At 33.8% G+C, this 10,373-nt stretch carries 6 protein-coding genes and 1 pseudogene; 6 read left to right on the top strand and 1 reads right to left on the bottom strand.

The window, feature by feature from the left end:
- From ACKI3Q_RS09505 to ACKI3Q_RS09480, 6 genes and pseudogenes are all read left to right on the top strand, one after another.
- Positions 1 to 1,636, top strand: a pseudogene (locus ACKI3Q_RS09505) (hypothetical protein); the annotation flags it as partial.
- Between the two features lie 715 nt (positions 1,637 to 2,351).
- The gene (locus ACKI3Q_RS09500; protein WP_407416352.1) at positions 2,352 to 3,908 is read left to right on the top strand and encodes a hypothetical protein; all 1,557 of its coding nucleotides are present in this window, start codon (positions 2,352 to 2,354) and stop codon (positions 3,906 to 3,908) included.
- Between the two features lie 286 nt (positions 3,909 to 4,194).
- The gene (gene hisS / locus ACKI3Q_RS09495; protein WP_407416351.1) at positions 4,195 to 5,490 is read left to right on the top strand and encodes a histidine--tRNA ligase; all 1,296 of its coding nucleotides are present in this window, start codon (positions 4,195 to 4,197) and stop codon (positions 5,488 to 5,490) included.
- Between the two features lie 2 nt (positions 5,491 to 5,492).
- Positions 5,493 to 5,900: a phosphoribosyl-AMP cyclohydrolase gene (hisI, locus tag ACKI3Q_RS09490; protein ID WP_407416350.1), complete on the top strand. Its 408-nt coding sequence runs from the start codon at positions 5,493 to 5,495 to the stop codon at positions 5,898 to 5,900.
- A gap of 1 nt (position 5,901) precedes the next feature.
- Complete coding sequence (locus tag ACKI3Q_RS09485) at positions 5,902 to 7,740, top strand: PINc/VapC family ATPase (protein ID WP_407416349.1); 1,839 nt, start codon at positions 5,902 to 5,904, stop codon at positions 7,738 to 7,740.
- Between the two features lie 5 nt (positions 7,741 to 7,745).
- Positions 7,746 to 8,492: a sugar phosphate isomerase/epimerase family protein gene (locus tag ACKI3Q_RS09480; protein ID WP_407416348.1), complete on the top strand. Its 747-nt coding sequence runs from the start codon at positions 7,746 to 7,748 to the stop codon at positions 8,490 to 8,492.
- Positions 8,493 to 8,531: 39 nt separating this feature from the next.
- Here the strand turns inward: ACKI3Q_RS09480 and ACKI3Q_RS09475 are convergent.
- Positions 8,532 to 10,373 (bottom strand): hypothetical protein (locus ACKI3Q_RS09475; protein ID WP_407416347.1); only part of this gene is annotated, 1,842 nt, incomplete at its 5' end.

The raw sequence follows: 10,373 nt of genomic DNA, 5'->3' as shown, positions 1-10,373 counted from the left end.
TACGCCAAAAATAGAAGATATGCCGAAAATAGGCGAATGCACTATTAGTCCTATTATATCCTCAACACATACCGATTTAAGTGCCGTTTACTGGTTAGGAAACAACGGTTTAATTGACAACTGCATATTCACAGGCAACACCGCAATAAACGGAGGAGCAATAACCTGGAAAGGAAACAATGGCCTTATCAACAACACATTATTCATAAACAATACAGCACAGGGAATAGCAGGCGCCATTTACATGGCAGGAGAAAACAATATAATAAGCAACTGCAATTTTACAAATAGCGTTTCCCTATTATCCGGAGAAACCATTTATCTAGATCCAGGAAGAAAAAACATCACCACCAAAAACCTACAATCCAACGAATTACTCATAATTGACGGACAAAAAACCAATATTTGTGCAAATGATTTGCTCCATACAAACTGGATTGGCATTAGCTCCTTTGAAAATGACAGACAAATCGACATTATCCCCTTATTATATAAAGCCATTACTTTAGGCGGAATAAATTACTTGGCAGACAATAAAACATTATATTTCAGTTCATACAACAGCACCAGTGGAGATTTCGTATTAATCACAGATATAAATTGTGAAGAAGAATATTCAGGAATTGAATACATCAGGCAAATCTTATTCACAAATATAACCAACATTAGCCAAGTTTTCACAGACGCATATCACACAACTTACACAACAGCAACTACACAAATCGGAACAGTATATATTAATAATGCAAATGACTATGGCAAATTATTGGCAAGGCAAAACTACCCAAAATTCTTTTCAAAAAAGGAAGATGAAACCCGAGAATTAAACATCATATTTACAGACAAATTATCCATCAACTCCAACAGCTGCTTTAATCTGGACGCAACCGGCTGCGACATAATAACCCTCTACGGCAACGACTCATCAATAATGGCAAAAAATGAAGTTAGAAATGAAGACAAATGGATAACCAATACAAAAACCATTTTCATTGCATACAACATCCAAGCAGGAGGATTCAACACCGCAATAGAAAACAAAGGCGGTTTAGTCATCTTAAACAACGTAAAATTACACGACAACAAAATGGATTATTACATTGATCCAGATTGGGGAGCAGCAATACTAAACACAGGATACTGCGTATGTAACAACTGCAGTTTCATCAACAATTACTGCTCCAAAGGAGGAGCAATCTTCAACCTCGGAACACTGGAACTCAACAACTGCACATTTAAAGGAAACTATGCATATCAGGATGGAGACAATATCTTAAATGTAGGTGATGGTATTGTCATATATAACGGAAATAAAATAGTCCACGGAAACTACGGCCCAATTATCTATAAAGAAAGCGCACATACTCAATGGACTACACTAACCGCTGTTGTAGGAGCATTAACTGGAGCAGCGCTAATTATATGTGGAGGCATTCTATTATTTGTAAATCCAATAATAGCCGGTTATGTACTTGTTGCAGGTATTGCTATAACGTGTTGCAGTGCTATTTTAGGTATTTTTGATTCAGTATATTCAACCACAAGAGAAAATATTATACATTCAGAAAGTCAGAATTTTTCCCCAGATAATATCACAGTTCCAATTAAAAAAATAGATGAAATCATTTTTAATTAGATAATATCCTCCACTATTATTATCTTATTTTTTTTAATTTTTTTAATTCACAGCTATTGAACATTTTTTCCTTCAAAAAGACAAATATTTAGAAATTTTTCAAATATAAAGCAAATATATCATTTAATTCTGGCAAGTAAGCACTTACTTTCGAAATTCTTTATATAAAAAAAGAGGTAAAAATATATTACAACAAAAAATCAGGAGGAGTGTTATTATTAAAAAAAGATATTTATCAATATTACTACTTATTGCTTTTATAAGTATTTCTTGCGCATCAGCAAGTGATAATATAAATATAACTGTAAATTCTGGTTCAGATATCCCCATTAATGATATATCTACGCCAGGTAATTTTGATGACCTGCAAAACGATATTGCAAATCTCAACCCCGGAGATATTTACAATATAAATCAGGATTATATTTTTGACCCATGCAGTGACCCAAATTATATTGGTCCAAAAATTCTTGCACATGAAGGCATATTAATTGCAACAGATAACGTAACTATCAACGGTAACGGCCACGTTATTGATGGAAATTACAATACAGCCATTTTTAAAGTAACAGGAAATAACGTAAAAATCCTTAATTTAACTTTCATCAATGGAAAATACAATGGTTTTAACATCCCCAGACCGGACCCCCTAGAAGATTGGCCAAAAATAGGCGAATTCGTTGTTCGTCCTGTTATATCCTCAAAACATACAGACATGAGTGCTGTTTATTGGTTGGGAGACAACGGATTAATTGACAACTGCATATTCACCGGCAATACCGCAATAAATGGCGGAGCAATAACCTGGAAAGGAAATGATGGACTCATTGACAACACATTATTCATAAACAATACAGCACAAGGCATAGGTGGCGCCATTTACCTGGGCGGCGAAAACAATATGATAAGCAACTGTAATTTTGCAAACAGTATCTCCCAATTATCCGGAGAAGCCATTTATCTAGACCCTGGAAGAAAAAACATCATAGCCAAAAACCTAAAATCCAACGAATTACTCATAATTGACGGACAAAAAACCAATATTGGTGCTGATGACCTGCTCATTACAAACTGGATCGATATTAGCCCATTTGAAAATGACAGACAAGTCGACATTATTCCATTATTATATAAAGCCATTACTTTAGGAGGCATAAATTACCTGGCAGACAATAAAACATCATATTTCTGCTCCTACGATAGCACTATTGGAGATTTCGTATTAAACATAGATATGAAATGTGGTGGAGAATATTCAGGAATTGACTACATCAGACAATTCTCATTCACAAAAATAATATACTTTAACCAAGCTTTCACAGCCGCATATCAAACAAATTACAAAACATCCACCATACAAATAGGAACAGTATATATCAATAATGCTAATGACTATTCCCAATTATTGTCAAAGAAAAACTTCCCAAAATTCTTTTCAAAAAAGGAAGATGAAATCCGCGAATTAAACATCATATTTACAGATAAATTATCCATCAACTCCAACAGCTGCCTTAATCTGGATGCGACCGGCTGCGACATAATAACCCTTTACGGCAACGACTCATCAATAATGGCAAAAAATGAAGTTAGAAATGAAGACAAATGGATAACCAACACTAAAACCATTTTCATTGCATCCAACATCCAAGTAGGCGGATTCAACACCGCAATAGAAAACAAAGGCGGTACAGTTATCTTAAACTACGTGAAATTACACGACAACAAAATGGATTATTACTTTGATCCTGATTGGGGAGCAGCAATACTAAACACAGGATACTGCGTATGTAACAACTGCAGTTTCATCAACAATTACTGCTCCAAAGGAGGAGCAATCTTCAACTACGGAAGACTGGAACTCAACAACTGTACATTTAAAGGAAACTATGCATATCAGGATGGAGACAATATCTTAAATGTAGGCGAAGGTATTGTCATATATAACGGAAATAAAATAGTCCACGGAAACTACGGCCCAATTATCTATAAAGAAAGTGTAGATACCACATTAGGTACAGTACTTATTTGTGTATCCGGATTGACAGCAGTTGTACTAGTTATGGGTGGAACTATTGCATCAATAATAACCGGGAATCCGATTATAGCTGTTGCTTGTATTGGTGCAGCTATAACCATATTTGGTGTTAGTGCTGCTATTTATGTACCATATTATAGTACACGAATGGACATTACAAGCCATAATAATCAAAGGTTAAACCCAATAGATATCGTAACCCCAATTTACATAATTGATGAAATCGTTTATAATTAGATTTAGATAATAATATACCATATTATTATCTTTTTTAATTTTTCACTCAAATTTAAACACCATCAACAAATCAAAAATCAATCATTTAGTTTTGGCAAAAATCTGAAAATTTTTTAGGAAAAATATCCATTTCAAGAACCAGCCAAATGATACCTGGACATTTATCAGAACAAAATATAATATAACATTACATCGATATTATATATTAAGGTATTAAACTAAAATATAATAGAATATACACTTCACATTAATAAAGTTGAGGTAGTTCAATAGAAGGAGAATTGATATGGAATTTATGAGACCTCGAGGTACAAGAGATTTTTTATTTGAAGAGATGGAAGAGAGAAAAAAAGCAGAAAGTACCTTAAGATACATTTTTGAAAATTATGGTTACAGGGAAATTAAAACTCCCTTATTTGAAGAATTAAAACTTTTTACAACCAAATCAGGAGAAGAAATTGTCGACCAGTTATATAATTTTAAGGATAAATCTGATCGTGAATTGACTTTAAGACCGGAAATTACTGCACCAGTTGCCAGATTATATTTGAATGAACTTGAAAAAACTGCTACAAAACCTATTAAATTATATTATTATGGTAGCTGTTTTAGATATGAAAGACCTCAAAAAGGAAGGTTTAGGCAGTTTTGGCAGTTCGGATGTGAATTGATTGGCGCCAAATCTCCTCAAGGCGAAGCCGAAGTTATTGCAATGTGCAGTGATTCAATAGAAGCCCTTGGAATTACTGGTGCTGACGTTAATATCAACCATTTAGGTATTATTCGTGGTTTATTCAAACACTTTGAAGTTGATTCAAAAACCCAAAGGGAACTGATGGTTGTTATTGACAAAGGAGATAAGGATTTATTAATTGAATCTTTAAGCGGAGACAAACCAATCATTTCAAATGATGAATTAAATCAGATTTTACTTAAACTGATAGATTTGGTTGGGGATAAAAGCATTCTCAATGAAGTTAAAGAACTGATTAAAGATTACGATGAACCACAGGAAGCATTTGAAGAACTTAAAGAACTGGTTGATTTACTAGACTGCTTTAACATGACCAATTATACCCTAAACTTAGGTGTTGCAAGAGGCCTTGATTATTATACCGGAATCGTATTTGAAATTTATGTTGAAGGGCTTGGAGCACAAAAGCAGGTCTGCGGCGGTGGAACTTACAGTTTAATCAAAGTATTCGGTGGTCAGGAAGTTGAATCAACAGGATTCGCTCTCGGTTTTGACAGATTAATGAATGCGATTGAGGAATTAACTGATAAAGAAGAAGCCAAATCACACCTTGATGCATATATTGCACCAATTTCAAATGATGTTAGGCTGAAAGCCTACGAAATAACACAAACCCTTAGAAGATCAGGCATCAGATGTGATGTTGATTTAAACAATAAGAAGTTCAAAAAACTAATGAATTATGCCGATAAAATTAAAGTTCCTAAAATAATCATTATAGGTAAAAATGATTTAGAAGAAAATAAAGTAACAATTAAGGATATGCAAAGCGGTGATCAGGAATTGGTCGAGATTGAAAATATTGTATCATATTTAAAAGGTGAATGATTATGGAAATTAACTTTAGACATGAAATTAACGGTGAAAAGGTGATTACAGCAGTAGCTCAGGATGCTGTGAGTGGTGAAATTTTAATGATAGCCAACATGAATAAAGAAGCTTTAGAAAAAACTATTAAAACTGGAAAAGCCCATTATTGGAGTACTTCAAGAAACCAGCAATGGTTAAAAGGAGAATCATCCGGACACACTCAGGAAGTTGAAGAAATTCTTGTTGACTGTGATATGGATGCGATTGTACTTAAAATTAAGCAAAACGGTGCGGCTTGTCATGAAGGTTATTATTCTTGCTTTTTTAGAGACTTAGATTTTAAAAATTCACCTGATATTGATGATTTAAAAGATGATGATTTAAAAATAAACCAAAAAAGAGTTTTTAACCCTGATGACGTGTATTAAAATGAAAACTATTGTCCCAGACACAAGTGCAGTGATAATTGGAGCTGTAAGTAAAGTTATAGAAAAGGAAAATCTTGATTATCCCGAAATTATTGTTCCTGAAGCTGTAGTTTGTGAATTAGAACATCAGGCAAATGCAGATAGACGTGAAGGGATTGCCGGATTAAATGAATTGAAACTTTTACAGGAATTGCAGTATGAAGGTGAGCTTGCCATTTCATTTAAAGGCAAAAGACCCAGCAATTATGACATCAAATATGCAAAAAGTGGAGAAATTGATGCATTGATTAGAGATTTGGCAAGATCTGAATTTGGAACTCTCTTAACAAACGATAAAGTTCAGGCTGAAACCGCAAAAGCTCAAGGAATTCCAGTTTATTATTACGAACAGAAATATGTTGAAAAAGAATTGTCAATAGCTAGATTTTTTGATGACGAAACAATGTCCGTTCATTTAAAAGAAAACGTTTGTCCTATGGCTAAAAAAGGAACCCCTGGACATATTAGTTTTATTAAGCTAAGTGATAAAGTTTACAACCATAAAAAACTGCAGGAAATTATTGATGAAATTGTAGATAAAGCCAGAAGTGATGCAAAAACATATTTGGAATCTGTAAGGGAAGGATCAATTGTTGTTCAATCAAGAGAATATAGAATTTCAATAGCTACACCACCATTTTCAGAAGCGATTGAAATTACTGCTGTCAGACCCGTAGCAGATATTGAACTGGATGAATATCATCTGAGCGATAAATTGATGGACAGAATTAACAACAATGCAGAGGGAATTTTAATTTCAGGTTCTCCAGGAGCAGGTAAATCAACATTTGTCCAAGCCATAGCTAAATATTACTCCGGTGAATTGAATAAAATTGTTAAGACAATGGAATCTCCAAGAGATTTGCAGCTTCCGGATGAAATAACCCAATATGCTCCTTTGGAGGGAAGCATGGAAAATACGGCTGATGTGCTGCTTCTAGTTAGGCCTGACTACACCATTTATGATGAGCTAAGAAAAAATCATGACTTCAATATTTTCGCAGATATGCGTTTGGCAGGTGTTGGAATGATTGGTGTTGTACACGCTACAAGACCTATTGATGCCATTCAGCGTATTGCTTCAAGAGTGGAGCTCGGGGTTATTCCATCTATTGTAGACACCAGTATTTACATTGAAGACGGTGAAATCAAAAGTGTTTATGAAACAAAAATGACAGTAAAAGTTCCTAGCGGAATGAAAGAAGCGGATTTGGCAAGACCAGTTATTGAGGTTCGTGACTTTGAAAGCGGAGAACTGAAAAATGAGATTTATACATATGGTGAGCAGACCATAGTAATGGATTTGGATTTGGTTAACAATCCCCCAGCATCAAATTCTAAATCATCTGTTGATAATATTGCCGAAAAAGAAATATTAAGACGAATTAAAAGGTTTTTGCCAAAAAAATCAAAAGTGGAAGTGGAAGTCATATCCCCTGACCGGGCAAACATCTACATTCCAGAAAATTTAGTTCCTAAAATCATCGGCAAAAACGGCAAAAGAATAGCCGAAATAGAAGAAAAAATTGGAATATCCCTTGGTGTTGAAGTTATAGAAGAAATGCCGAAAAATTCAGCCCCTTTTGAAATTGACATAATTCATACTAAAAACCAATTAATTTTAGATTTGGGTCGTGAAAATGGAAGATCAAACTTTGATGTATTGATAGATGGAGAGTATTTGCTTACTGCTACAACATCTAAAAAAGGAGAAATCAAAATAAGAAAAAACAATGAAATGACAGACATGATCATTGAAGCCATTGAAATGGGATTGGAGATAACCGCAGTTAGAAAGTGATTAGAATGAAAATTGGAGCATCAACATTAGCAACATTTAATAATAGTTTAGACAGTAGTTTAGAGTTTATAGAAAGTTTGGGCATCAAATATGCAGAATTATTACATCAATACCCCACTGAAGAGTTCGATTTGGATTTATTGAGCAGCTATAATCTCGATTATACGATCCATGCTCCATTTATGGATGTCAATATTGCTGCATTGGGTTCAAAAAGCAGGGCAAACTCCATTGAACAAATAAAAGACTCAGTTGATTTGGCAAATGAAATTGATGCCAGCATTGTTGTTGTACATCCAGGATTAATTCCATTTCTTGCTAAAGACATGCCTGAAGAGATTTATAAAGTAGCCAATAATTCCATTAGGGAAATTGGTGAATATAGTAAAGACTTAGGCGTTGATACCACAATAGAAAATATGCCTGCATTTGAAAGCATGATTTATCAGGACATGACCAAATTAAATGAACTGCTTGTTGAATATGACATGGGGATGACTTTTGACATTGGCCATGCACACCACTCAGGAATATCTCCAGATGCAATGTATTTTGATTCCATTAAACACATACATGCCCACGATAATATGGGTGATGATGACTCACACCTACCATTAGGCGAAGGCAATATTCAATTAAATGATATCATTGGCACTTTTGAAAAGAAAAATTATGATGGCATATACATGATTGAAGTAAATAGTAAAGAATGTATTAAAAAAAGCTTGGAGTATCTTAAAAATAATTTCTAATTTTTAAAAAAAAAATAGTTAAGAGGTTAAATTAACCTCTTAAGCTGGTTCAATAATAATTTTGTTTGAAATGGTACAACCATTATACATTGAAGTAATAATGTAAGTATCTGCTACTGCACTTAATTTAATGTTCAGTGCAGTCCAACCACCATCATCAGTGGTTCTTTGATAGAATATACCATTTATATTGAATGTGACGTTTTGACCAGGATATGGATTACCTTGACCATCAACTAATCTAGCTCTGAATTGATCTGAAGTACCTTGTTTCATGACCAAATCTTTAGCATATAATATAGGCAATACTTCAATGTTATTTGCTACCATAGATTCTTTGTACATTGTTGTAATAGTGTAGTTTCCTTGAGCCAAGTTAATATTTAATTTAGCTTGACCTGATGCATTGGTTTGACGAGTATAGAAAACACCATTAATATTGAATGTTACGTTTTCACCAGCACCAACAGGATTACCGTCCTCACCGAAAATGGTAACAACAAATTGTGATTCATTTTTGAAGTATTTTACTAAATCATTACTTTGGATTAAAGGTAAAACAGTAATATTATTAGCATGCATTTCACCATTTACCGGATGATATGCGGTAATAATATATTCACCCTGATCTAAATTAATATTTAATTTAGCTTGACCTGATGCATTGGTTTGACGAGTATAGAAAACACCATGAATATTAAATATTACATCAGTGTTAGCTAATGGATTGCCCTGACCATCAAGGAAAGTAGCATAGTATTGGGTTCCGTTTCTAAATGTTTTAACGAGATCATCACCAAATACTGTAGTCAAAACAGTAATATTATTTTCGCTGCTGGTATTTGTGAAATTATCTTCACCCACATATAAAACAGATGCAGTGTAATTTCCGGCAAGCAAATTAATAGCTATTGAAGCAGTACCATTTTCATTGGTTTCTCTATTATAAGAAACACCATTTAATGTAATAGTAACAGTTTTATTAGCTAAAGCATTACCATTTTGGTCAGTTAATAAAATAACATATCTTGTACCATTTTTATAATACATTACAACATCATCAGCAGTGATAATAGCTCTTTGCATCGCAGGAGTGTTATTGGCAACAAGAGTATCTTCAGGAGTACTGTTAACACTTGCGTCACCAGTGTATTCTTTTGCAATTAAATAATTGTCAGTTACAGCACCGGTTCCTTCAACGGAAACAGTATATTCACCAGAAGTAGTAATATTATTGTTTTTAACTAAAGCATCACCATCTACAATGTGTACACCGATGGTTTCAATTCCCATTGAATCATAGCCTGTAGGAGCACCAACGTTTGTTCCGTTAGCAGTTATTGTATTGTTAGTAATGAAAATCATGTCTACTGTTGAAGCAATACCTGTTGTGAAGTTACCATCTGCAAAAATAGTATTATTATCAACAGTAGCTTCACTACCGCTTAAGGACATGCCGAATACATTAGTACCATTTGTAACAATTTCATTGTTTGTAATGTTGGTTTTAACATCACCAGCCCAATCAGCAGTGTAAATACCATAAACAGACTCGCCATATGCAACAATGAAATTAGAATCAATAGCACCATTTGAATTACTTTCAACATCAATACCACATGCGTAAGTTCCATATTGACCTGCAATAATTAAATTATTACCAATAGTGAAATCTTCACCAGCGATTACAAGACCATATCCGTAAGGAGCCTCACCAACACCAATAGTATTTCTAACAAATAATGCATCATCACCAGTAACATGAACTGCATAAATTGTATCATACTGATCAATATTGCCATTTGATTTAACAACAATATAATTATCAGCTAAAATTGCATCATTACAGCCATCCAAATATACTCCTTCAGAATAAACTTC

This window comes from Methanobrevibacter sp. (assembly GCF_045636185.1).
In the GTDB taxonomy this organism is placed as follows: Archaea; Methanobacteriota; Methanobacteria; order Methanobacteriales; family Methanobacteriaceae; genus Methanocatella.
Note: the sequence above shows the minus strand (reverse complement) of the source record. Positions and strands in the feature narration are given on the sequence as shown.